General features: G+C 31.8%; 24 protein-coding genes. 2 read left to right on the top strand and 22 right to left on the bottom strand.

Annotated features, from left to right (window positions below):
* Window positions 1–41 precede the first annotated feature (41 nt).
* The 17 genes from yqfD to gpr all read right to left on the bottom strand — a co-directional run bounded on the left by yqfD (window position 42) and on the right by gpr (window position 16,578).
* On the bottom strand, window positions 42–1,190 hold the full coding sequence (yqfD, locus tag bsdE14_RS18920; RefSeq protein ID WP_264851554.1) for a sporulation protein YqfD: 1,149 nt from the start codon (window positions 1,188–1,190) through the stop codon (window positions 42–44).
* Entirely contained in the window at window positions 1,174–1,458 is a 285-nt protein-coding gene (gene yqfC / locus bsdE14_RS18915) for a sporulation protein YqfC (RefSeq protein ID WP_264851553.1), read from the bottom strand. Before yqfC ends, yqfD begins: the two co-directional genes overlap by 17 nt.
* A gap of 112 nt (window positions 1,459–1,570) precedes the next feature.
* Window positions 1,571–2,017, bottom strand: a complete 447-nt coding sequence (locus tag bsdE14_RS18910; protein ID WP_264851552.1) for a GatB/YqeY domain-containing protein — start codon at window positions 2,015–2,017, stop codon at window positions 1,571–1,573.
* 25 nt (window positions 2,018–2,042) lie between these two features.
* Window positions 2,043–2,219, bottom strand: coding sequence for a 30S ribosomal protein S21 (rpsU, locus tag bsdE14_RS18905; protein WP_021801013.1), 177 nt, complete (start codon window positions 2,217–2,219; stop codon window positions 2,043–2,045).
* Window positions 2,220–2,351: 132 nt separating this feature from the next.
* Window positions 2,352–2,696, bottom strand: coding sequence for a histidine triad nucleotide-binding protein (locus bsdE14_RS18900; protein ID WP_264851551.1), 345 nt, complete (start codon window positions 2,694–2,696; stop codon window positions 2,352–2,354).
* 16 nt (window positions 2,697–2,712) lie between these two features.
* Window positions 2,713–4,014: a tRNA (N(6)-L-threonylcarbamoyladenosine(37)-C(2))-methylthiotransferase MtaB gene (gene mtaB, locus bsdE14_RS18895; RefSeq protein WP_264851550.1), complete on the bottom strand. Its 1,302-nt coding sequence runs from the start codon at window positions 4,012–4,014 to the stop codon at window positions 2,713–2,715.
* A gap of 76 nt (window positions 4,015–4,090) precedes the next feature.
* Window positions 4,091–4,846: a 16S rRNA (uracil(1498)-N(3))-methyltransferase gene (locus bsdE14_RS18890; protein ID WP_264851549.1), complete on the bottom strand. Its 756-nt coding sequence runs from the start codon at window positions 4,844–4,846 to the stop codon at window positions 4,091–4,093.
* Window positions 4,847–4,857: 11 nt separating this feature from the next.
* Window positions 4,858–5,799, bottom strand: a complete 942-nt coding sequence (gene prmA / locus bsdE14_RS18885) for a 50S ribosomal protein L11 methyltransferase (RefSeq protein ID WP_264851548.1) — start codon at window positions 5,797–5,799, stop codon at window positions 4,858–4,860.
* A gap of 122 nt (window positions 5,800–5,921) precedes the next feature.
* Window positions 5,922–7,046 (bottom strand): molecular chaperone DnaJ, encoded by a 1,125-nt coding sequence (dnaJ, locus tag bsdE14_RS18880; protein WP_264851547.1) that lies wholly within the window; start codon window positions 7,044–7,046, stop codon window positions 5,922–5,924.
* Window positions 7,047–7,147: 101 nt separating this feature from the next.
* Window positions 7,148–8,998, bottom strand: coding sequence for a molecular chaperone DnaK (gene dnaK, locus bsdE14_RS18875; protein WP_264851546.1), 1,851 nt, complete (start codon window positions 8,996–8,998; stop codon window positions 7,148–7,150).
* 77 nt (window positions 8,999–9,075) lie between these two features.
* Entirely contained in the window at window positions 9,076–9,693 is a 618-nt protein-coding gene (gene grpE / locus bsdE14_RS18870; protein WP_264852301.1) for a nucleotide exchange factor GrpE, read from the bottom strand.
* Between the two features lie 72 nt (window positions 9,694–9,765).
* A complete protein-coding gene (hrcA, locus tag bsdE14_RS18865) occupies window positions 9,766–10,803 on the bottom strand; it encodes a heat-inducible transcriptional repressor HrcA (protein WP_264851545.1) in 1,038 nt (345 codons plus the stop codon).
* 198 nt (window positions 10,804–11,001) lie between these two features.
* Window positions 11,002–12,126 carry a radical SAM family heme chaperone HemW gene (gene hemW, locus bsdE14_RS18860; RefSeq protein WP_264851544.1) on the bottom strand — a complete coding sequence of 375 codons (1,125 nt, stop codon included), beginning with the start codon at window positions 12,124–12,126 and terminating at the stop codon, window positions 11,002–11,004.
* A gap of 97 nt (window positions 12,127–12,223) precedes the next feature.
* Window positions 12,224–14,029, bottom strand: a complete 1,806-nt coding sequence (gene lepA, locus bsdE14_RS18855; RefSeq protein ID WP_264852300.1) for a translation elongation factor 4 — start codon at window positions 14,027–14,029, stop codon at window positions 12,224–12,226.
* Between the two features lie 106 nt (window positions 14,030–14,135).
* The gene (locus bsdE14_RS18850; protein ID WP_264851543.1) at window positions 14,136–14,405 is read right to left on the bottom strand and encodes a hypothetical protein; all 270 of its coding nucleotides are present in this window, start codon (window positions 14,403–14,405) and stop codon (window positions 14,136–14,138) included.
* 49 nt (window positions 14,406–14,454) lie between these two features.
* Window positions 14,455–15,540, bottom strand: a complete 1,086-nt coding sequence (locus bsdE14_RS18845; RefSeq protein WP_264851542.1) for a stage II sporulation protein P — start codon at window positions 15,538–15,540, stop codon at window positions 14,455–14,457.
* 63 nt (window positions 15,541–15,603) lie between these two features.
* On the bottom strand, window positions 15,604–16,578 hold the full coding sequence (gene gpr / locus bsdE14_RS18840; protein ID WP_264851541.1) for a GPR endopeptidase: 975 nt from the start codon (window positions 16,576–16,578) through the stop codon (window positions 15,604–15,606).
* Between the two features lie 251 nt (window positions 16,579–16,829).
* Between gpr and rpsT the strand changes: the two genes are divergently transcribed.
* Window positions 16,830–17,096, top strand: a complete 267-nt coding sequence (gene rpsT, locus bsdE14_RS18835) for a 30S ribosomal protein S20 (RefSeq protein WP_264851540.1) — start codon at window positions 16,830–16,832, stop codon at window positions 17,094–17,096.
* A gap of 33 nt (window positions 17,097–17,129) precedes the next feature.
* Here the strand turns inward: rpsT and holA are convergent, their stop codons facing one another.
* The 4 genes from holA to bsdE14_RS18815 are packed head-to-tail and all read right to left on the bottom strand — an operon-like array spanning window position 17,130 to window position 22,769.
* Complete coding sequence (gene holA, locus bsdE14_RS18830) at window positions 17,130–18,152, bottom strand: DNA polymerase III subunit delta (RefSeq protein ID WP_264851539.1); 1,023 nt, start codon at window positions 18,150–18,152, stop codon at window positions 17,130–17,132.
* An 18-nt stretch (window positions 18,153–18,170) separates the two neighbouring features.
* Window positions 18,171–19,940, bottom strand: coding sequence for a ComEC/Rec2 family competence protein (locus bsdE14_RS18825; protein WP_264851538.1), 1,770 nt, complete (start codon window positions 19,938–19,940; stop codon window positions 18,171–18,173).
* Entirely contained in the window at window positions 19,933–20,229 is a 297-nt protein-coding gene (locus tag bsdE14_RS18820; RefSeq protein ID WP_264851537.1) for a hypothetical protein, read from the bottom strand. The genes bsdE14_RS18825 and bsdE14_RS18820 overlap by 8 nt, the downstream gene beginning before the upstream one ends.
* Before the next feature lie 59 nt (window positions 20,230–20,288).
* Entirely contained in the window at window positions 20,289–22,769 is a 2,481-nt protein-coding gene (locus tag bsdE14_RS18815; RefSeq protein WP_264851536.1) for an HAD-IC family P-type ATPase, read from the bottom strand.
* A 251-nt stretch (window positions 22,770–23,020) separates the two neighbouring features.
* On the opposite strand from bsdE14_RS18815, the gene bsdE14_RS18810 reads away from it, so the two are divergent.
* On the top strand, window positions 23,021–23,512 hold the full coding sequence (locus tag bsdE14_RS18810) for a hypothetical protein (protein WP_264851535.1): 492 nt from the start codon (window positions 23,021–23,023) through the stop codon (window positions 23,510–23,512).
* 130 nt (window positions 23,513–23,642) lie between these two features.
* Here the strand turns inward: bsdE14_RS18810 and bsdE14_RS18805 are convergent, their stop codons facing one another.
* Complete coding sequence (locus bsdE14_RS18805) at window positions 23,643–24,524, bottom strand: patatin-like phospholipase family protein (RefSeq protein ID WP_264851534.1); 882 nt, start codon at window positions 24,522–24,524, stop codon at window positions 23,643–23,645.
* Window positions 24,525–24,777: the final 253 nt, after the last annotated feature.

Below are 24,777 nucleotides of genomic sequence, written 5' to 3'. Positions count from 1 at the left end.
TCACTGTACCCACCTATATCCCACCTTTTGTTAATAAAAAGCTACTGCTCCGTTTTCTCAGGTAAAGCAATGTTTTCTTCTGCAATAACTAAAAGTCTTATCTTATAGTTATCTCCTACAGGCTGAGCCTCTACCTTTTTATCCTTAATTACTACTGATTTGTCTAAATTTACGCTAATCTTTTGAAAAAGCTCATCTGCGGTTTCATCAATAACCTTTTTAGGATCAAGATCAAACTTTTCCTCTTTTACCTCATAATAGGTTTCCTTTTTTAAGATTCCTTTATTTCCTTCTATTTTATCATAAATCTTAAATTTATTTAAATCATTTTTAAAATAAAACCTCTTACCCTTTATCTCAATATATAAACTTTCAGCACTATTTCCTGTTCTAACTTTTTTCACACCTTTAATTGGTACTTCTTTTATTTCTTCATAGAAGGTTTTAGCAATTACATCTCCTTTAGCATGTACAGTATATACACTTCCCTCTTTCCCTTGTTCTCCTTTAACGAGAATTTGTCCAGTCTTTATTATGTCACCAGCTTTTACCGCTGGAGTACCTGCAGTAGTATACACTCTAACTATCTGTCCATCTTTTTTGGCTACCAAGTTACAAGGTTCATTTTCTACAACCATATTAGGAGGAGATGTTCTTTCTATAGTTGATACTTTTAACTCCGAACCCTCAATTCTTACTCTACTCCACATTATGTTATCATTATTTTTTAATTTTTCCTCTAATTGATATACATTGATACTCTTTTTATTAATACCTGGCTTTACTCCTAGCTCCAAAAGCTGCTGTCTAATTTCATAAGGTGTCAAGTTATGATCAGTAACAATATCTATGCTCCAAATAAAATTAGATAAACAATATAATATTAAAATGAAGATGCCAATTCCGCCAATAAGAGCCGCCCTTTTTCTCATTTTTAAAAAGAAAAAAGTTATTCCTTTTCTCCCAATTATTTTTATCTTAGTACCAGTTTTTTTTGATATTTCCTCAATTAAGCTATAATTTTTAAGGTTAACTTCCATTGTCATTGTTGTGATGTTTATCTTTTTAATATTTTTTATATAAACTCCATTTTTCCATAATAGGTTAATAAATTTTTCGGGCATTAATGATTGAACTTCAATAGTTATTATTCCATTCCTATATTTATCAAAATTAAGCATTTCCTTCATACCTCACAGTTTTAAACTTCCCACATACAGTTAAGGTACTGCCTCCCATAAATAGAATTTCAAAGTGTATGCCCTCAATAGTTATCAGCCCTACGTTAGAATTAACCTTTATTTCATGATCTTCAAAAAGTATTACTCCTTTATGATTTTCTATAGTAATTTCATTATCTCCAGTAATTGTTATCTTGGGTAGGTTTAACACCACATCTCTTGGTAAATCTAATTTTTCGGCTAAAGTTTCCTTAGTCTTATTTATTTTGTTTTCCACACTTTACACCCCTAAAAATTCTTTCATACTAATCTATTCAAAGATTAAAATTTTAATGCCATTTGGAGGCAAAATAAAAAAGGTTCAGTTTTAACTGAACCTTTTTACATGACTATTTATTTAAATACTCTTTAACAATTTGACTTACAAGTTTGCCATCAGCTCTGCCTTTAACTCTTGGCGCGAGCACCGACATAACTTTTCCCATGTCTTTCATGCTATTAGCACCTACTTCAACAGCTGCATCTCTAACTATAACAAAAATTTCATCTTCTGTTAACTGCTGAGGAAGGTAACTCAACAAGATCTCTATTTCACTAACACCTTTGTCAACTAAATCTTGTCTATTTCCTTTTTCAAATTCAAGTATAGCTTCACGTCTCTGTTTAACTTCCCTAGCTAATACTTCAATGACTTGTTCGTCATCAAGTTCTACTCTATCAGTTTTTTCTACTTGCAATATAGCAGCTCTTGCCGTACTTATTGTATCGGCTCTAAATTTGTCTTTTGCTTTTAAAGCATCTTTCCAATCTGCTTGTAGTCTTTCCTTAAGAGACATTACTGTACCTTCTTTCAAAGATATTCTATTTAAACTTTCTCTTTCTTGCAGCTTCAGATTTCTTTTTTCTCTTTACGCTTGGCTTTTCATAGTGTTCTCTTTTTCTAACTTCTGAAAGAACACCAGCTCTAGCACATTTTCTCTTAAATCTTCTTAATGCACTTTCTAATGTTTCGTTTTCTCCAACTCTTATTTCTGACATCTATTATCCCTCCCTCCGCTAGCACAAATTAATAATTCAATATAAAATGCAGCATCGCGGGCTAAATAGCACATTTTTTATTATACAACATATTTAAAAAATCTGTCAAGAATTTCATTATCAAATTTATAATTAACCTGGTGGCCAATTAAGGTTTCTTCCTCCAAGCATATGAAAATGAACATGTTTAACCGTCTGTCCAGCCTGTTCACCGCAATTATTTACGATTCTATACCCGTTTTCGCTAATGCCAAGCTGCTTAGCTAACATTTTTGCTACTACAAAGATATGTCCAATAAGCTCAATATGTTCCTCTGACATTTCATTAATACTAGTTATATGCTTTTTAGGAATAATCAGTATATGAACGGGAGCTGCAGGGCTTATGTCTTTGAAGCTTATAACTTTATCATCTTCATAGATTTTTTCGCATGGAATTTCATTATTGATTATTTTGCAAAAAATACAATCAGACATTTTTTCACCCCCTTTATTATATTATCTCTCCAATCATATAGTCTTTGCAAGCTTTTTTCAGTGTAGTTTTAATAATACTTCCTGTAATATCTTCTTTAGCGCCTGTTATAACCTTTATATAATTTGGAGTATACCCTTCATATCTATCTTCTATACTATTGATTCTTTGTTCATATAGGACCTTTACAGAAGCTCCTTCAAGCTTTTTGATAAAATCTGCTTCATTGCACTCACTTAACTCTATTAACCTGCTGCTTCTGTATTCCTTAATATTTCCATCCACCTGGTTTTTCATGCCTGCTGCTTTTGTTCCTTTTCGTGGACTATATTTAAATATATGCATCTTAGTCAATTTAATCTCACTTAAAAATTTAAAAGTTTGTTCAAACTCTTCTTCTGTTTCACCAGGAAATCCTACAATAATATCTGTTGTAATTGATACATCCTTTATATGGTTTCTTAAGTCATTAACAACCTTTTTATAAACTTCAGTGGTATAATGTCTATTCATCCTTTTAAGTGTTTCATCACAACCGCTTTGAAGTGATAAATGGAAATGCGGACATAATTTTTTAAGTACTACAATTCTATTTATAGCTTCTTCTGTAAAAAATGTAGGATCAATAGAACCAATTCTTACTCTCTCTATTCCATCAACCTTTTCAATCTTTTCTAAAATATCTATCAGTGTAACTTTTTCTTCTAAATCAACTCCATAAGAAGCAGTGTGGATACCCGATAAGATTATTTCTTTAAATCCATGTCTTGCAAGTTCTTCAACTTCGCTCATGATTTTTGAAGGCTCTTTGCTGCATACGGCCCCCCTTGCAAAAGGTATAAGGCAATAGGAGCAGAATCTATTACACCCATCCTGTATTTTAAGGAATGCTCTAGTCTTATCCTGATATTCTTCTATATTAAGCTCTTCAAACTGCTTATTTTTTAATACATCTTCAACCTTCACAACTTGTTTTCTTTCTTCTCTTGTCCTATTAACCCAGTAAACAATATCCCCTTTATTTCTGGTACCCAAAACTATATCTACACCTTCAATATTGGAAACTTCATTTGGGGCTATTTGAGAATAACAGCCTACTACTGCAACTATTGCATCTTCGTTTAATCTCTTTGCCCTATTTATCATTTGCCTAGACTTTTTATCTCCCATATTAGTAACTGTGCAAGTGTTAATAACATATACATCAGAAAATTGATCATATGGTACAACTTCATAGCCTTCACGTATAAATTTTTCAGCCATAGCTTCAGACTCATACTGATTGACTCTACAGCCTAAGGTAGCAAAAGCAACTTTCATTAGTTAACCTCCTTATCACCGATACACGGGGCAACCCAACCGTGCCGATTCCCATCGGCAGGTTGCCCGTAAAAGGTCATTTAGACATTTTACCGCCTAAATCTCCTAGTTCATACATTAGTAATGATATGCATGTAAGTCCTGCTGTTTCTGTTCTTAAGATTCTTGGTCCTAGTGTTATTACATGTGCTTTAAGTTCCTTAAGCCTACTTATTTCTTCTTCTTCAAATCCGCCCTCAGGGCCTATTACTATTGCTGCACTTTTAACTTCACTGTTTATGGTCTTAATCATTTGCTTAATTCCATACCCTTCTTCATTTTCATAAGGTACAACAATCAAGTCAACTTTTTTTAGCTCTTCAAGTAGTTCATTAAACTCAATAGGTGTATTTATTGTTGGGATGATGGATCTTTTACTCTGTTTGCATGCCTCAAGAGCTATTCTATTCCATCTATCTACCTTCTTAAATTCTCCAAGTTCATTTTTAACTACTACTCTTTCAGTTATTACAGGGGTAACCTCTAAAGCACCCAGTTCAGTAGCCTTTTGAACTATGAAATCCATCTTGGCTGACTTTGGAAGTCCTTGATAAAGGTAGATATCTAGTGGACTCTCATTACTTACATCTAATTCTTCAACAATATCAACTGTAACTTGCATTTTATTTACTTCATATATCTCGCCTAAATATTCTCTACCTTTACAATTATTTATGCTTACCTTTTCGCCTGGTTGAAGTCTTAATACCTTATATATATGCTTAACATCATCGCCTTCAATATAGGCTTTATTGTTTATAATCTTATCCTTTGGCACAAAAAACTTATGCATTATGCTTATCCCTACCTTTTAGCAACTATACATACCCATTCTCCTAGGGTATTTACCTCTTCAACTTTAAAGCCACACTCAGCTAACTTATTTACTACATCCTGACTTCTTTCTCTTATGATTCCAGAAGCAATGAAGTATCCATTATCCTTAATAAATTTTTTCACGTCTTCTGCAAGGAAAATAATTACATCTGCAATAATATTAGCAACTACTATATCAGCCTTGCCATCTACTACTTCCATAAGATTTCCTTCAAGAATTTTAATATCACTATGTACTTTATTAAGTTCTACATTTTGTCTAGCGGAATCAACTGCTACAGGATCTAAATCTACACCTATCACCTCATCTGCTCCAAGTTTTGCCGCAGTAATAGCTAATATTCCAGAACCTGTTCCTATATCAAATACTGTTTTTTCATTTGTAACATATTTTTCTAGTGCTTCTATACACATTCTAGTTGTTTCATGTGTACCAGTTCCAAAAGCCATACCTGGGTCCATATCAATAATTATTTCATCTTCTTTAGCTTGATATTCTTCCCATATTGGTCTTATAACTATTTTGTTCCCTATATTAGTTGGCTTATAATACTTCTTCCAGTTATTAGCCCAATCTTCTTCATATACAGCCTTAACTTCTACTTTACCTTCACCTATATCTATTCCTAAGCCCTTCAGATCCTGTATTTTTTCTTTAATATATTCTTCTATTTCCTTCATGTTATCTTCAACACTAAAGTATCCCTTTACAACAGCTGCTTTATCACCATATTCAAACAAATTTATGTCTGCAAAATCCCAAGTAAGCGGACCTTGTTCTCTTTGTAATATGTCATTTGGATCTTCTATAGCAACCCCTTTTACATCTAAGGAGTAAAATATACCTGATACCGGTTCAAGTGCCTCACTAGTAGTAACGACCTTAACTTCTATCCATTTTCCCTGCATTATTTCCAATCCTTTCTTTTGCTTTGATTTTATTTACGTCTATATTATACCAAATTATCCACAATGGTAAACCATTAAAAAACAAAACTTCGTTTCACCCATAAGAAACGAAGTTTGTTCATTTACTTAAATGAATCTTTTATTTTGTCAACAAAAGACTTTTTTCCTTCTTCTATTGATTCGCCACTTGCTTCCATAAACATTTTTAAAGCTTCCTTTTGCTTTTCATTTAAAGTCTTAGGTATATCTACAACAATAGTTACATATTGATCTCCTCTACCGGAGCTATTAACTCTAGGCACACCTTTACCTTTAAGTCTAAACACAGTACCAGGCTGTGTTCCTGATGGAACTTCATATTTCACTTCACCATCAACTGTCGGAACTTTAAGCTCGCAACCTATTGATGCCTTTGCAAAGCTTACATGTCTATCTATATAAATATCAAAGCCTTTTCTCCTAAAAGTTTGATGAGGTGCTACCTTTATATTTATATACAAATCGCCAGAAGGTCCACCATTAGAACCATGTTCTCCATGACCTCTTAATGGAATTACATTGCCTGTATCAACACCAGCGGGAACATTAATCTTAATTTTTCTATGTTTTCTTTCCTTACCTGTTCCCTTACAAGTTGGGCATGGATCAGTTATTAACTTACCTTTACCTCCGCACTTATCACAGGTATTCATACTTACAAAACTTCCTAGTGGAGTTTGTCTTTGAACTCTAGTTTGACCTGTTCCACCGCATTTGTCGCAGGTTTTTGCTGTAGTTCCAGGCTTTGCACCACTTCCAGAGCAAGTTTCACACTTTTCATATCTATTTATAGGTACCTCTTTTTCAACACCAAAAACGGCTTCTTCAAAGGTTAAGCTAAGAGTATATTCTATATCAGCACCCCGTTCAGGTCCATTACGTCTTTTTCCTGAAGAAAAGCCTCCACCGAAAAAGCTCTCAAATATGTCTCCAAAGCCTCCAATATCTGAGAAGTCAAATCCTCCAAAGCCTCCTTGACCACCATTAAAATCAGTAGTTCCAAATTGATCATATTGTGCTTTCTTTTGTGGATCTGAAAGCACTTGATAGGCTTCATTAATCTCTTTAAATTTTTCTTCAGCCTCTTTATCCCCCTGATTTTTATCTGGATGGTATTTTATAGCAAGCTTTCTAAAAGCCTTTTTTATTTCATCATCACTAGCACCTTTTTGCAGACCTAAAATTTCATAATAATCTTTTTTTGCCACGCTATTTTCCACCACCTAATATTACTTATATACTATTTACTATGAACCTAAATTAAGGGAAGGGTATATACCCATCCCTTATATATTATACATACATTTTTTTATTTGTCATCTTCTACTTTAAAATCTGCATCTACTACATTGTCATCATGAGCTCCTGCATTACCTGCATTGCCGCCCATATCTCCAGGATTAAAACCTGCTCCTTGTGCACCTGGATCTTGTTGATACAGCTTAGATGAAATACTGTAGAATAATTGAGTTAACTCTTCAGTAGCCTTCTTAATAGCTTCAAGATCATTTCCATCCTTAACAGCTTTTATAGCAGTTACTTTTTCTTCTATTTTAGCTTTATCTTCAGCAGAAACCTTATCACCTAGATCAGTAAGTGCTTTTTCTGTTTGGTAAACTATTTGGTCTGCATTGTTTTTAACTTCAATAGATTCTTTTCTCTTTTTATCTTCTTCTGCAAACTTTTCAGCTTCTTTAACAGCCTTATCTATTTCATCACTGGATAGGTTAGTTGAAGCTGTTATTGTAATATTAGCTTCTTTTCCTGTTCCTTTATCTTTAGCTGAAACATTAACTATACCATTTGCATCTATATCAAAAGTAACTTCTATTTGAGGAATCCCTCTTGGAGCTGGTGCTATTCCTGATAGTGTAAATGTTCCTAGAGTTTTATTGTCAGCAGCCATTGGTCTTTCACCTTGAACAACGTGAATTTCTACTGAAGTTTGACCATCAGCAGCTGTTGAGAATACTTGGCTTTTTCTTGTAGGTATTGTTGTGTTTCTTTCTATAAGAGCAGTAGCAACTCCACCCATAGTTTCTATTCCTAGAGTTAAAGGTGTAACGTCAAGCAGCAATACATCCTTAACATCTCCTGTTAAAACTCCAGCTTGAATAGCAGCACCTACAGCAACGCATTCATCTGGGTTAACTCCCTTTGATGGTTCTTTTCCTGTAAAGTTCTTAACAGCTTCTTGTACTGCTGGTATTCTTGTAGATCCACCTACAAGTAAAACCTTATCTATTTCATTTATTGATAAGCCTGCATCTTGAAGAGCCTTTTTCATAGGTTCTATTGTAGCTTCAACTAGATCATGAGTAATCTCATTGAATTTAGCTCTTGTAAGATTCATATCAATATGTTTAGGACCAGTTGCATCAGCAGTAATGAATGGTAGATTTATATTAGTTTGTAATGATGAAGATAATTCAATCTTAGCCTTTTCAGCAGCTTCCTTTAATCTTTGAAGTGCCATTTTATCATTCCTTAAATCAATTCCTTGCTCTGACTTGAAAGTATCAGCTATATAGTTCATAACTCTTTGGTCGAAGTCATCTCCACCTAATCTTGTATTACCATTAGTAGATTTAACTTCAAAAACACCATCACCTAGTTCAAGAATTGATACGTCAAATGTACCTCCACCTAGGTCATATACAAATATTTTTTGGTTTGTATCCATTTTGTCTAGACCATAAGCTAGTGATGCAGCAGTAGGCTCATTTATTATTCTTAGAACTTCAAGTCCTGCTATTTTACCTGCATCCTTAGTTGCTTGTCTTTGGCTATCATTAAAATATGCTGGAACTGTTATAACAGCTTGAGTAACTTTTTCTCCTAAGTATGATTCTGCATCAGCCTTTATCTTCATAAGAACCATTGCTGATATTTCTTGTGGAGAATGCTCTTTTCCATCAATATTTACTTTATGATTTGTACCCATTTCTCTCTTAATTGATATTATAGTTTTATCAGGGTTTGTTATTGCCTGTCTTTTTGCTACCTGACCTACTAATCTTTCACCATTTGCTTGGAATGAAACTACTGATGGTGTAGTTCTAGAACCTTCTGCATTTGGAATAACAACTGGTTCTCCACCTTCCATAACTGCTACACATGAATTTGTAGTACCTAAATCGATACCTATGACTTTTCCCATTTTTATTCCTCCTTAATAACTTTCTTATGCCAAACCGATTGTTTAGCAACCTCTTTTAATTTATAATAAGATTTTTTCTAGTTTGCTACCTTTACCATACTATGTCTTAAAACCTTGTTGCCTCTTTTGTAACCTTTTTGGAATACTTCTACTACTTGATTATTACCAAATTGTTCATCATCCACATGCATCACTGCATTATGGTAATTTGGATCAAAGCCTTCTTCTGTAGAAATTTCTTCTACCTGAAGCTTTTCAAAGCTGTCTTTAAATTGTCTTATGGTCATTTCTATACCTTTTTTTATGTCTTCAACACTACCAGTGACAGTAGCAGCTCTTTCCAAATTATCGAGAACAGGGAGCATCGTCTTTAAAACATCTTCGCAGGCATCTGTATAAATGCCTTCTTTTTCTTTCGCTGTTCTCTTTCTGTAGTTTTCGTATTCTGCAGAAACTCGTATAACTCTCTCTTTTAAAGCTTCTAATTCATTTTGAAGTTTTTGATTTTCATCAGATAACTTTTTATTGGAAGTTTGAAGTTCCTCAGCAATACCTTCAAGAGAAAGAATATGTTCCTGGTCTATCTCCTCAAACTCCTCGTCTTCTAGCTTTTCTGGATCTTCAAGAACTTCATCAGTGAATTTTTCATCAGTTTCATTTGCTTCAAATTGTTTTTCGTCTTCCCATTTTTCCATTGTCATTATCTTCTTCCTTTCCCTCTAAGCCATAGTATACTTATAAACAAGCCAAGTTTTACTGTGGTCTTTTTATCTATCATCTAAGAAAATCTGACCTATATTGTCATTTATTTCTTTAACCACCTTAGTTAGCAAGGTAATAATTTTTGAATAAGGAATTCTTGTTGGTCCAATGACCCCAATTGCCCCTAACGGCCTTCCTCCAATACTGTAAACTCCTGAAATAATGCTGCAATCTTTAGCTTGTTCTATATAATTTTCTTCACCAATACTAATAGAAATTCCATTTTTTACATCAAGAAGTCCGCTAATAGTTTCTTTGTTATTTAATAAGTATAGAAACTCCCTTGCTTTATCAATGTCATTGTACTCAGGATAGTTAAATATGTTTGTTGTACCCTCCATATATATATCCGAAGGATCACTACCACTTAAACTATCATAAAGTGCTGGAATTATAGCATCGAATATTTCTTCATAATTAATCAAGTCTTTTTTTAGATTATTAATTACAGCTAAATTAATTTCTTCAACAGTTAAGTTGTTAAGCCTTGCATTTAAAATACTTGTAAGCTTTGCTAACATTTCATTGCTTAAAGGCTTTTGAATTCTAATCATGTGATTTTTTATAAGTCCCGTATCAGTAATAATAACAGCTAATATATTGCTGTTATCTATGTTTAAAAGCTGAATAGACTTAATATAGCTCTTACTAGCGGAAGGTGCTTTTACAACACAAGTTAATTTAGTCATTTCTGATAACAACTGAGTTGCCTGCTTTACAATTTTATCAACTTCAAAAAGCGCTGCATTTATAAGTTGATTTTTAATTATAAGCTCTTCTTCATCACTTAGTTCAGTTACCCTCATAAGCTTATCTACATAAAGTCTATAACCTTTATCAGAAGGTTTTCTTCCAGAAGAACTGTGCAGTTGTTCGAGATAGCCCATATCCTCTAAGTCAGCCATTTCATTTCTTATAGTAGCTGAGCTGATACCCAAATCATATTTTTTTGCTATGGTTCTGGATCCTACAGGCTCTGCAGTATTTATATAATCATTTATTATTGCCTGAAGTATTCTAATTTTCCTTTCATCCATTTCCATATTATCACCTCATTTATTAGCACTCACTCGAGGTGAGTGCTAATCACTATGATTAAAAAATATCACTGTAACACTTTTTTGTCAATGCTTCATAAAAATCAAAAAAATATTATTATACATTTACAATTCAATTTAATTCATTCTATCTCGATATTTCTCGTTTTTACTCCTAGTTAATACTATATCGAATAATTATTACTATAATATAAAATCTGACATTACTATATTAGATAGTTCGATGCCTTTTGGTGTTAAAAAAAGCCTTCCTTCTTCCCTTTCTAGCAGCCTATTGTTTATATGCTTTTGTATTACAGCGCTATATATCCTATCTATTGACACATTAAATCTTTTCTCAAATTCATCAATAGAAATTCCTGCTATCTTTCTAAGTCCCATAAACATAAATTCTTCCATGTTATCTTCAATAGTGTTCTTACCTTTTTCAACAACAGCATTATTCTCTGTATTTATTTTCATAATATATTCTTCTATACTTTCAGTGTTTCTATACCTATACCCATCCATATATGAATGAGCACCAGAACCACATCCAATATAATTTTCTAAACTCCAGTAAACCAAGTTGTGTCTACATTCTCTTCCAGGTTTTGAAAAATTAGATATCTCATATTGAATATAACCTTGATTTTTTAGTAATCTTAGAGTTAAATCATACATTTTTCTCTCTTCATCTTCTTCTGGGAGAATAAGACTTCCCATTTCATACATTTTATAATAAGGAGTTCCTTCTTCAATAATTAAACTGTAGCAGGATATATGTTCTGGGTTAAGCTCTATACATTTCTTTAAAGTCTCTTCCCATTCCCCTACTGCTTGGTTTGGCAATCCGAACATAACATCAAAATTGATGTTATCAAACCCAATATCCCTAGCAATATTATATGTATCTATGAAATCCTGAACATTATGAACTCTTCCTAAGGCTTTTAAATGATGATTTTGGAAAGCTTGCAGTCCTATGCTCAATCTATTTACTCCCATTTCTTTAAAACACCTTAATTTTTCTGAAGTAAAACTCCCTGGATTCCCCTCTATAGTAAATTCATAATCATCCTTTAATCTGAGATCAGTGATAGTTTTGCTTATTTTCTTCCAGTTTTCTATAGACAAATAGGTGGGAGTTCCCCCACCTATAAAAATAGTTTCTATTAAATTATTGTTAACTTTTTCAATTTCTTTACATAATGCCTCTGTATAACTATCCATAAGCTTATCTTTTGAACTAAATGAAGGAAAATCACAATACAGGCATTTTTGTTTGCAAAATGGTATGTGTATATAAAGCGCTATGGATTTTTCCATATGTTTTCCTCCTTTATATTGGAACAAGGGTAACCTATTCTTGCCATTTTCTGCGGTAGGTTATCCCTAAAAGTCCATTCAGGACTTTTACCTACGTTTAATCTACTTTAAGTATTGACATAAACGCTTCTTGCGGAACTTCAACAGTTCCAATCTGTCTCATTCTCTTCTTTCCCTCTTTTTGCTTTTCAAGAAGCTTTTTCTTTCTTGTTATATCTCCGCCATAGCATTTTGCCAAAACATCTTTTCTTAAAGCCTTTACAGTTTCTCTTGCAATAATTTTGGCTCCTACTGCAGCTTGAATAGGAATTTCAAATTGCTGCCTTGGAATAACTTCTTTTAGCTTTTCTGCTATGCCTCTTCCTCTTGCATATGCTCTTTCTTGAGGTACAATCATTGAAAGAGCATCAACAATTTCTCCATTTAGTAATATATCAAGTTTTACAAGCTTAGTTTCTTCGTAACCTTTTAGCTCATAATCTAGTGATGCATATCCCTTAGTTCTTGACTTAAGTTGGTCAAAGAAGTCATAAATAATCTCATTTAGAGGTATATCATAATTTAACACAACTCTCGTTGCTTCAAGATACTGCATATCCTTAAAAGTACCTCTTCTATTCTGACACAAATCCATTACGGCACCAACATAATCTGAAGGTGAGATAATTGATGCTTTAACCACTGGCTCTTCCATATATGATATTTCACTAGGTTCTGGAAGATTTGTTGGATTGGTTAATTCAAGAAGAGTTCCATCTGTTTTCGTTACTTTATATATAACAGAAGGTGCAGTTGTTATAATATCAAGATTAAACTCTCTCTCTATTCTTTCCTGCATAACATCCATATGCAATAGACCTAAAAAACCGCATCTAAAACCAAAACCTAAAGCTATTGATGTTTCTGGTTCAAAGGATAGGGCAGCATCATTAAGCTGAAGCTTTTCAAGTGCTTCCTTAAGTTCTTCATACTTTGCTCCATCTACTGGATAAATTCCGCTATATACCATTGGTACAGCTGGTCTATAACCTTCTAAGGCTTCTTTAGCTGGTCTATCTGCTTCTGTTATTGTATCACCTACACGGGCATCTCTTACATTCTTTATAGATCCAGTTATATAGCCAACATCTCCAGCTTTAAGTTCACCTGTAGGAACAAATTGTGGAGCAAATACTCCTGCTTCCGTTACCTCATATACTTTTCCTGTAGCCATAAGCTTAATTTTAGTTCCAACCTTTACTGTTCCTTCTTTAATTCTTACATAACAAATTACACCTTTGTAGCTGTCATAATAAGAATCAAATATTAATGCCTTTAGGGGAGCCTCTTCATCTCCTGAAGGTGCAGGCACATGCTCTACAATAGCCTCTAATACTTGTTCAATATTTATTCCCGATTTAGCTGAAACTAATGGTGCATCCTCTGCATCAATACCAATGATATCTTCAATTTCCTTTTTAACTTCTTCTGGTCTAGCACTTGGCAAATCGATTTTATTTATAACAGGCACAATTTCAAGATTGTGATCTAGTGCAAGATAACAATTTGCTAAAGTTTGAGCTTGAATACCTTGAGACGCATCAACTATAAGGACTGCCCCTTCACATGCTGCGAGGCTTCTTGAAACCTCATAATTAAAATCTACGTGCCCTGGAGTATCAATTAAGTTTAGTATATACTCTTCTCCATCTGGCCTTTTATATATAAGTCTTGCAGCTTGAGCTTTTATAGTTATTCCTCTTTCTTTTTCAAGTTCCATGTTATCTAGTACTTGTTCTTCCATTTCTCGTTCAGTTAATGTTCCTGTTTTCTCTAGCAATCTATCTGCAAGAGTAGATTTACCGTGATCTATATGTGCAACAATTGAAAAATTTCTAATATGCTTTTGCCTGTCAGTTTGCATTTGTACTACCCCCATTACGTAATAAGTCAAAATACATTATACCACAATGGTTCTAGTTTATGTCAATATAAACTGTTTTAAGTAAAAAAATGTAACATAAAATATGCTAGTTGGCCTTATTAATAAAATTGTTCTCTATACTTTTAAAAACACCGGAAGTTTTTTCTGCAAGGTTACTTATAAGATTATTATTAAAATAAAATACATATTGTCCAGATTCTATGGTTAAATCAACTTTTCTAGGGTTAAAATTAATTTTCACAGCTGAATTATCTTTTATAAATTTGGGAAGTCCACTACTAACTTCTAAAACCCCATATCCTACAATTAATACGCAAAGAAATATGATTATAAAGTTCTTAATTTTTTGGTACATAAAAAAAGCACCTCCATTTTATAAGGATGTACTTTTTTTCCACTTTTATTCAATTTTTAGAATTAATATACTCGGCGATTATTCTAGCAATATACTTGGAGGTGTTTTTCGCCTCTTCAGTGGTATTTACATCAGAGCCTACTTCAATCAACACTGCATTATTGCTCTTTCCTTGATTAAAATATCTTATACCATTATTATAAGGATAAATTCCTTTGCATAGTCCAGGAAACAATTTATTTGAAATATCAACCATCTTGTTTGCTACAGCCCAGTTTTTACTTGAATGTGGATTACCTTTAGACATAACAAACATAAATTTAGCAGTATTTACACCATTTAATTTTATGGTTTCAGTTTTTTTATTTTCAATAGAATCTCTATGCAAATCTATAACTACTTTAAAATCGCCGTATTTTTTCATATATTTATCTACGGTTTCTGCTGAACGGGCATAACTGTTATTATAAACAACATCATGGACTGTTTTATCATGGGCTACTGATATACCGTAATTTTTTTCAAGCTCATCAGCTAGAGCATCACCAACCGCACAAACATTTTTAGTTTGGTCTTCGTTATCACTAGCACCAGGACTATAACTTTCCGATGTATGTGTATGATAAATAAACACATCTGGTTTTGCTACATTTAGGTTCTGTTTTAACTTTGGATCATACATAGTCACTTGATTATCTGGCAAATTTAAATTACCCTCATTACTTTTTTCATTATTAGCAGGTGTAGTTCCTGTTGATATCTGATTTTCATTTAATTTAAATGGGTTAAGAGCAAAGTCAACTAGCCCTTTACTTGGCGTTGCTTTTTCCTCAGTATTTAAGTAACTTATTTCCTTCTGTAAAATAGACATTGGAGAATGAATATCTATTCCTAAATAGCTTAATACTACTGCTTTTATAGAAAATTGATTTTCTGCCATATCGTCTTCATCGAAAGATGTAGTTTTTACCAGAGGCATAGTGTAATTAATAAGCTGAATATAGAACATATTTCTTCTATTGCTTTCTTCTGCTGCCTTTACTATAGAAGGAATTACAATACTTATGAGTACAATAAATATGAGTACACTAATATATTTTTTTAGCTTATAACCTTTTAAACTTATGTTATCCAAAAAAATCCCCTCCCATATGTACAAGCATATAACATTGTATGAGAGGGGATTGTTATTTATTACTTAATTAATATATCTATTTATATCTTCCAGTCCTAGTGCAGGCTGAAGGGCAATATTAATTCCATTAGCAATAATTTTAGAGAGAGATTCAATAACCGCATCTACTTCTTTTGGAGTTACCATTAAGTTTCCTATATAAGGATTAAGAACTTCATGAATCATCTTTTGCTTTTCATTTTTATCTATAGATTTCAACATATTGTAAAATTCTCCACCATTCTTTGCCTGCTGTATCATTTCATCTAATACAAGATCAATGGTATCATTGGCTAAGGTGGCTGCATCAACCACAGTAGGCACTCCAATTGCAATTACTGGTATTCCAAGTGTTCGTTCACTAAGTTCCATTCTTTTGTTACCTACACCAGAACCTGGTGATATACCTGTATCTCCTATTTGAATTGTTCTATTTACTCTCTCCATCTTTCTTGAGGCTAAAGCATCAATACATATAACAAGGTTAGGTTTTATCTTTTCTACAACTCCCCTTATTATTTCTCCAGTCTCAATACCAGTAGTACCAAGAACACCTGGCGAAATTGCACATACAGGCCTTATACCTTCATCAATACTATTAGGCACAAGTTCTTTAAGATGCCTTGTAACCATGAGCCTTGAAATTACTTCTGGTCCAAGTGCATCTGGTGTTACACTTGAATTACCAAGTCCTACTACTAATGCAGTCATATTGTCCTCAAGCTTTATAAGTGGAGTTAGAACCTTTGCAAGCACTTCACTAACATCATCCATAGCATCGCTGTCGTAGTGAGCAAATTCAGGCATCTCAACGGTTATGTAGCTTCCTTTTGGTTTACCCATAGCCTTTTCTCCAACTTGGTCTATAATTCTTACATTAGTTATCTTTATATCTTCTTCTGTGTATTCATCCACTTCTACTCCTGGATAAGAACCATTATTCTCCTTTTGGTATATTTCCTTTGCTTCAATGGCCAAATCTGTTCTTATATTTTTCATCACTTAACATCATTACCCCTTTCTATGATGTTTTTAGTAATAGTTTTTCCAAAACAACTCATACTATACGATAAAGACATAAACTTGCAGCAATCTATTTTAATAATAGTTGTTTTAGTCCTAATTTAGTAATTTCTACTTGAAGTGTAATAAGTTTAATGCTATAATATGCTTTGTTGAATATAAGAACTCGTACGCAGATTTCCCCAAACTGCAGAGACCCTATAAAAATATAAGGGGGTGAATTAACGATGGCAAATATAAAATCAGCTCAAAAGAGAATCAAAGTAACTGAAGCAAAGACTCTAAGAAACAGAATGGTTAAATCCGCTCTTAAGACAACTATAAAGAAATTTGAAGTTGCTTTAACTAGTGGAAATGCTGAGGAAGCTAAATTAGCTCTTGTAAATGCTGCTAAAGCATTAGACATGGCTGCATCAAAAGGAATAATCCACAAGAATATGGCTTCTAGAAAGAAATCAAGATTAGCATCAAAATTAAATAGCATTAATGCTTAATAAATAAACCGGTTTTTAACCGGTTATTTATTTTTATGCTGTTATTGTATTTATAATTAAAAGTTCCATTTCAGTCTTTCCGCTAACCGAAGAACTTTTTAAAGTTTCCTCTGTATTTAAGCAGAATTCTAGAGCGTTAGTTAGCTGCTTTGCTGAAAATCTTTTACTTTGAGCTATCATCTTTTCACAAATATATGGATTTAATTTTAATTCCTTAGAAAGCATGTCTTTATTTTTTCCCGATTCAACCCCAAGCTTTAGATTAAATAGAATATTGAATTGCCTTTCAATCATAAATAAAATATATGTGGCCTTTTCACCTTTAAATATCAACTCATTTAAAATTTCTAATGCCCTCTCAGGTTTTTTTTGAGAAATACAATCTACTAAATCAAATATATCATTATCAGATTTTGGTGGAAGCATTGCAATGATATCCTCTTTTGTTATTCCTCGATCTAATGTATAACTACAAAGCTTATCCATCTCATTTGATATAATATTCATGTTATTCTCCAACCCATCACAAAATAACTTCAACTCTATTTTACCTATTTCAACTCCTCTTTTTTCAAAAAGGCTCTTAACTCTTTTTTCTAAAGCAGCACCTTTAAGTTTATCAAATCTTACAACTGTTGTTTTTTTATCAAGCTTTTTTACCTTATTACTAGGCTTTTCCCTATCATTCTCAAATACATAGTAAACTATTAGAATACAGAAGTTTGGTACATTTTCTATATACTTTATGAGCTTATCAAACCGTTTATTATCTTCCCTATCTTCGCCTTCTCCTAAAAATTTAGCTCTATATACTAATATTACCTTTTTATCGCTCATTATAGGGATAGTCTCGCATGTATTTATAACAGCGTCCATGTCAACGGTACTTCCATCAAACTGTACATAATTTAGTTCTCTAAAGGTTTTATCAACATTTTTATTAACTAAAGATTTTATGTTGTCCTGCATTAAGCCCTCATCTACACCACAAAATATATATGAATTGTTTAGTTCACCTTTTTTTAATTTTTCTTCAAAGTCTGGAAATTCAATCATAGTCCTCACCTTTCACTGCTAAAGTCCCGATATTTTATAAACCTTATCAAAAATCACCTTATATCTCACTGATGAAAGTTTATTATTCAAGCTTATACCCTTTTTATAATAGTATTTCTTTTTAGGCAATTTTATTATATCATATTCATTTGGACTTAGATGCTCATATTTGGAAGTATCCCTAGTAAAAATAATTTTTTTATTTGGCGAAATCACCCTTAAATCCATTGAATTTATGCTATTGTTACTATCCTCTAATAATTGAACAGAAGCATAATAGTTGTTCAGTAATTTAATGGTTGTGTTTTTATAACTTATTACTCTACTGGCATCTATTGTTTTGAACGCAGCCCTGTCTTCTTCTTTTTCAAGTAGTATACTTTCATTTCCTGTATAGATTAAAACACATTCTTTAGTTCCTAAATTATAAAATTGAACTTCAGGAAACAAGTAGAAGTTTTGAAACAACAAAATTGGTAGTAAGAACAAAGGAAAATATGTCCACTTCTTATACCCATGCCTTACTAGAATTGCGCAGAAGAATATTATAATCATAGAAATTGCCTCTATATAACTAACATTGCTTATAGCAGGTGTTAGTTTTAAAAGTACAAATGTAGCCCCCTTATTTGCTATTAATACAACTTTTAATATTAGAGATGCTATACTAAAAAGTGGTTTTAATTTAAACACTATTAAAGCTATATTTCCTATTAAAACTATAATAGAATACAAAGGAAGAAGTAGTATATTCCCTAATAAAAAACCATAGGCTATTTGTTTAAATTCCAATGCTGCAAAAGGCATTGAAAACACTTGTGCACTGAAGGTCAAACTTACTCCATCTCTAATACTATCAGGAAGCTTAAACAGCAATCTATTCAACCTTTTATTAAAGAGTATTATGCCTATACAAGCTAAATACGATAATAAAAATCCTAAATCTAGGATATAGTATGGTTTATATACTAGCAATACAATTGCCGAAAAGCACAAGGATGACAAACTATCATAGTTCTTGTATAATTTTTTGGATAACTTCATTACAAAAATCATTATAAATGAGCGTAGGGTAGCTGCTTGGGAACCAGTAAACAAAACATATAAAAAAGATATAATCATAGATACATAAATACCAAAAATATTTTCTAAAACTTTATAAATCAGCGCCATATGGAAGCCAGATACACTTATTGCATGAACCACACCTAATTGCTTAAATTCCGTATTCTGCTTATCAGAAAGATAACTAGCTTCGCCAAAGCACAAGGACATAACCATTGAAGCATCTTCTTTTCCAAGAACATTTGAAAATTCAGTGTACAATTTATTCTTTAATTTATATGAAGCAGATATTATGTCTTCCTTATTTTTTTTATAATTTTTAACACTAAAACTACCTACTATTCCTCTATCATAGCTCTTTTGATTTTGAAATTTGCCACTAATATTATAGTTTTCTCCTTCTACTAATTTATCTACATTTCCTGTCAAGTACATCTTCCTATCTTTATAAGATGCAACCATATAACTATCTTTTTTATCTTCCACTCTTACGTTTATTGCTCCGTTCCCAATGGATATATTGAAGTAGAATGCGATATCAATAGCTCCAAGACAAAAAAACAGCATACACAATATAAAATACCTTTTATTTAATGTAAAAAATATTAACGTCAAAAAAGATGCAGTAATTACTGCATCTATAATTAAATTATCTTCTATAAGTACGGAGGAAAGACAACCCATAAATAATGATATAGAAAAATAAACTAACGGCCTATTCATTATTCCTGGTAATATTAAGAGTGTCAGGTACAGTATAACCTGGTCTAGGCCAATCCATATTTTCCTTAACCTCTAGAGTTATCTTTATTCTATGAGAAGGTTCATCATATTCAATATGCTTAACATTAGGAATTCCGTCTCTGCCTCTCATTTTAAAATAATCGTCTGTTATTTCTTCTGCGGCCTTTTTGGTTACTGAATCATAAGCTAAAAAGTAATCATCTTCAGGTATGCTTAAAAACACAGTATTACTTCCCATAACAACAGTTTCAAATATACTTTCAAACATAGTGCCATCCACCTCCATGAAATTATTTTGTCCAATTAATATTAGTTTAATCAGAGGTTTCAGTGTATTTTGATGGCAATAAAGAGAAGTACTAAAGTAATTACTATAATAATGTTAAAAGTTTTATCTCTACACATCTGTTTAGGAGAACTTATATATGCATAAGCAATTAATGTTAGACCAAGAAAAATATATACAGATTCATAAATAAAGCTATATAAAAAGCTATGGGTTAAAATGATGAAACATAATGCTGTAAGAGTTATGGTTGCAACTTTTAGTAAAAACTTTTTATCAATTTTTTGCCTAGTAAATATTAATCTGCTGTCACCTTGTTCATTCACTAATTCCACATTTTTATAAAGTGATGAAAAAGCTATAATTATTAGAGGAACTAATGCAAAATTTATCCATAAACTGCTGATAATATACATATTAAATTCTTTAAATATCAGCAGGCATGTTAATTGCAATATAAACTGAATATAACTTCCTGTAATAATAAACGTTATAATTTTTTCAACTGTTTTGAGTATTTTTTTACTGTCATTATGAAGACTAGTTAAATTAACAATACTTGAATCTTCCATCCATATATCTGACATCTCTTTTACAAGAGAACTGCATTTATTTGATATAGCAATACCTAAGTCACATATATCCAAAAATCCTAAATCAGAAAACTTATATCCTGCTGCAGCAATTACATTACCAATTTTATTAAGTAATTGAGTAATCCTCTTCTTATGTTCAGCATTTACTCTAGAAAAAACCCTTAGTTCTTTTATTAGCTCTTCCATCTCAGCTTCTTCAATATTTTCTAATTCAACACCGGACATAATATTCTCTTCTTTTAACTCTAAACCTGCCATCTTACCAGAGGCTATTGCTGAAATCTTATTTTCTTCAGTGGTCAATACCAAATTTATTTGATTCTCTCTTAAATATTCTAGGCAGCTAGCAGTTTCTTCGTCCATTGGATTAAAAAAGGATACTAAACCAACATAAACAAGATTGCTTTCAATATTTTCATCTGTGGTGGGTTCGTAGCCAAAGTTCCTGTAAGCAAACCCTAAAACTTCTAAACCCTTTTCTAGCAATTCCAAATGAAGATTTTTTATCTTTTTAATATCTCTGTCCTTTATTGGTTCTTCAACACCATTTACCATAATATGAGTACATTTAATAAGTATAGAATCTAAAGCACCTTTAACATTAGCCCTAAAGGTTTTACCTGATCTATTTACAGAGGTTATTAAACGCCTATCACTGTCATATGGTATAAAAACAGCTCGTTTTAATTTTCTATTTAACGCATTCATATCATATTCATTATCTTCTGATACCTTTTTTAATGCCTCTTCCATTAAATGAACAGGGTTATACATATCAGAATTTGACATATATTTAGAGTCGCAGGTTAGTAATGCAATCTCAAGTAATCTCTCAATATTTTCATCCACTCTTTCTAATTTTTCCCCATCTGATATATTTATTAATTCATAGTCAGTACTTATTGATGTTGCCACCATTTTGTTTTTTGAAATAAAACCAATCTTATCCATAATAAGTGTGTTTATTTTATTTATCTTATCAAATGCATTTAAGCTATTAAAAGTTATGCCATTTCTTTTAAGCTTTTTTCCCAATATTTTTTGAAAAATATAAACGCTAGGAAAAACAATATATATTCCAGAGCTTATCAAAACTAAATTGGCCTGATTTATAATATCGTGTATTGTTTTATTTAAAATTATATTAACAACAATTATTAGTAATATTAACACTAATGATATGGTGCTAACCTTATTAAGCAGCTTAGATATATATATATTAAAATAATTTTCTTTATCTCGATTTTTATAAAGCAAATGAATTATTTTTCCTATTTCCGTATCGAAGCCCGTGGCAATTACTATTCCTGAGCCATTGCCTTCTATAATAGTTGATGATTTAAACAAAATATTTTTCATTTCAGATAGAGCAAGGTCTCTTTCTTCAATTTTTGTTTCATATTTTTCAACAATAAAAGATTCACCAGTTATAGGAGTTTCTTTGACTTTAAGCCCTTCACTTTCAACAATTCTAAGGTCTGCTGGGACCATGTCTCCTTTATCAACCAGTACAATATCCCCTATAACTAAGTCCTTTGGATTTATTCTGTGTATTCTTCCCTCACGAATAACCCTACAGGACACTGGATTTAATTTTTCCAATTTATCAAGTCTTTTTTCTTCAACGTACTTATTAAATGTTAGTATTAGTAGATTTATCAGTAAAATTATGAAAAAAATCAAAGTGGTTTCATAGTTTTTTACCACTAAGTTCAATACTATAAAACCTATTATATATATAATCCATAAGTTCTTAATTGTATTATAGCCTATATTAAATATACCTATATTATTCCCGTTATTTTTGTTATTAATTTTATCTTTTATAGTTAGTTCTTCAATCTGTTTCATAGATAATCCATTTATTGAATCGCTATTAAGCCTTTTTACAACCTCGACCCAGCCTTTGTTACACCACTCAGACATAACAACCCTCCTGTATTCCTTAGCAGCACATAACAATTATTAACTGCTCCGTATCCTGCATTTATGAACTTGAGCTGCTTTCTATAGTAATTTTCGGTGGCAAAATAGAAAACTTTAAACAAATATGCCAATATCTATAGGAGCAAAGTGTCCATTTATTAATATTGTAACAAAATTGAGTTTTCAATTATATATTATTATATACCATGAATATGCTTTCTTTTAGCATTTTTTACAATGGAGGTATAAAAATGGATACTATAAAAGATGAATTTATAAGGCTTTGTGAAACGGATAAATATCTCATAGAATCTAACTTGCACTTCATAGGTAAAGGATCCGGACGAAAAGTTTATGCAATAGATGAAAATTATGTAATCAAAGTACCTCGTAACACTTCAGGTGTACTTCAAAATAAAGTAGAAAATAATATATTTAATAGCGCTAATGAAAGTTTAAAAGAATATCTTTGCCCTATTGAATACTATAAAAATGATATTATTATTATGAAAAGAGCTCTTCCTCTTAATTCTATAATAACTAACAGAGGTCTTAATATGCTTCAAATATTAAATACGAGGAAAAAAAGTGAATTTTTTAAAGAGATGAAACCCTTACTAAAATATTATGATCTCCTTTACGAAGATATCATCGCTATTAGTTCTTGGGGGATTTTAAACAATAAACCAGTTTTAATTGACTATGGTTGTACTAATAAAATATACGATAAATATTTGGTATAACATAAAAATATAAATATTTACTGTTAAAATGAGCTTTGATTATAAAAAACTCTTGATAAGCTTTATTCAAATCAAGAGTTTTTTATTTAGCAAAAATATGAATATTTTAATACTCCACTATATAATTTATCTAGACAATACCTAAAAATTTCTCCCACTTTGGCAAATCCCTTTGTCCTTGTTCATAGCCTAAATTATAACTTTCAGATAGCTTTTCATAGTTTGTTTCCCGATTAGAGATTTTCATTGCTTCAGGATAAACAAGAAAAGCCTTACCTTCACTTTCTAGCTGTTCAAGTTCCTCAAGTATTTGATTATAAACTTTATACCTATTCAACATAGCTTCCACTACAAGTGGATACTTTCGATAATATGCTTTAATAATGCCTGTATATTTTAATGGCTTTTTTCTGTAACCTTTTTCGCGTGTAAGAACTACAAAAAACTTTTTAAATCCATCTTTTTTAGCAATATCTAGAGGAATTCCCCCTCCTAAACCACCATCTACATAGTAGTGATTTGAGTAATATGTCTCCGGCATAAATATTGGCATAGAAGATGAGCTTCTAACAATTTTCATCAAATCACTAATCTGGTGAATATCTTCTTTTGCAAAGTACTTCATTTCACCACAGTCACGATCAAACGCCCCTATGCGAAGCTGAGCAGGATTTGCCATAAAGGTTTCAAAATCAAAAGGTAAAGCTGCGTCAGGATAATGGGTTTCTTCATAAATATATTGTGATCTAAAAAAACCTTCACGTTTTATAAAGGATTTCCATCCCCCAAAATTAGGATCTAATACTAAATCTACAAAAGAACGTTTAGACCTTGCTATATCTCTTGATAGATAATTAGCAGTATGACTAGAACCAGCTGAAATTCCCGCAACATAGTCAAAATATATCTCTTGCTCAAGTAGATTATTTAAAATACCTGCTGTATAACTTGCACGCATCCCTCCACCCTCAAAAATCAAGGCTGTATCTTTTATATTATTAACAATTTGCATACATCTTACCTCCTTATTTTATGTAAATGTAAAAAATTATTAATGTCATTTTTTTAACAAACAATCAAACATATAAATTATATAACATCATGGTGATTATTTACATACCTGTATGAATTTTTCTTCATATATTTTATTTACTTATCATATAAACTTATTTTTAACATAGTAAAAAGAGTAAATTTTCATCAAAAAATACTTTAACCACCAAACTATAGAAACTTTCATTTCACAAGTTTGGTGGCTTTTTATT

Origin of the sequence: Clostridium omnivorum (assembly GCF_026012015.1) — a bacterium.
Lineage (GTDB): Bacteria > Bacillota > Clostridia > Clostridiales > Clostridiaceae > Clostridium_AX > Clostridium_AX omnivorum.
The sequence above is the reverse complement of the archived record's forward strand: the minus strand, read 5'-3'. Positions and strand labels throughout refer to the sequence as shown.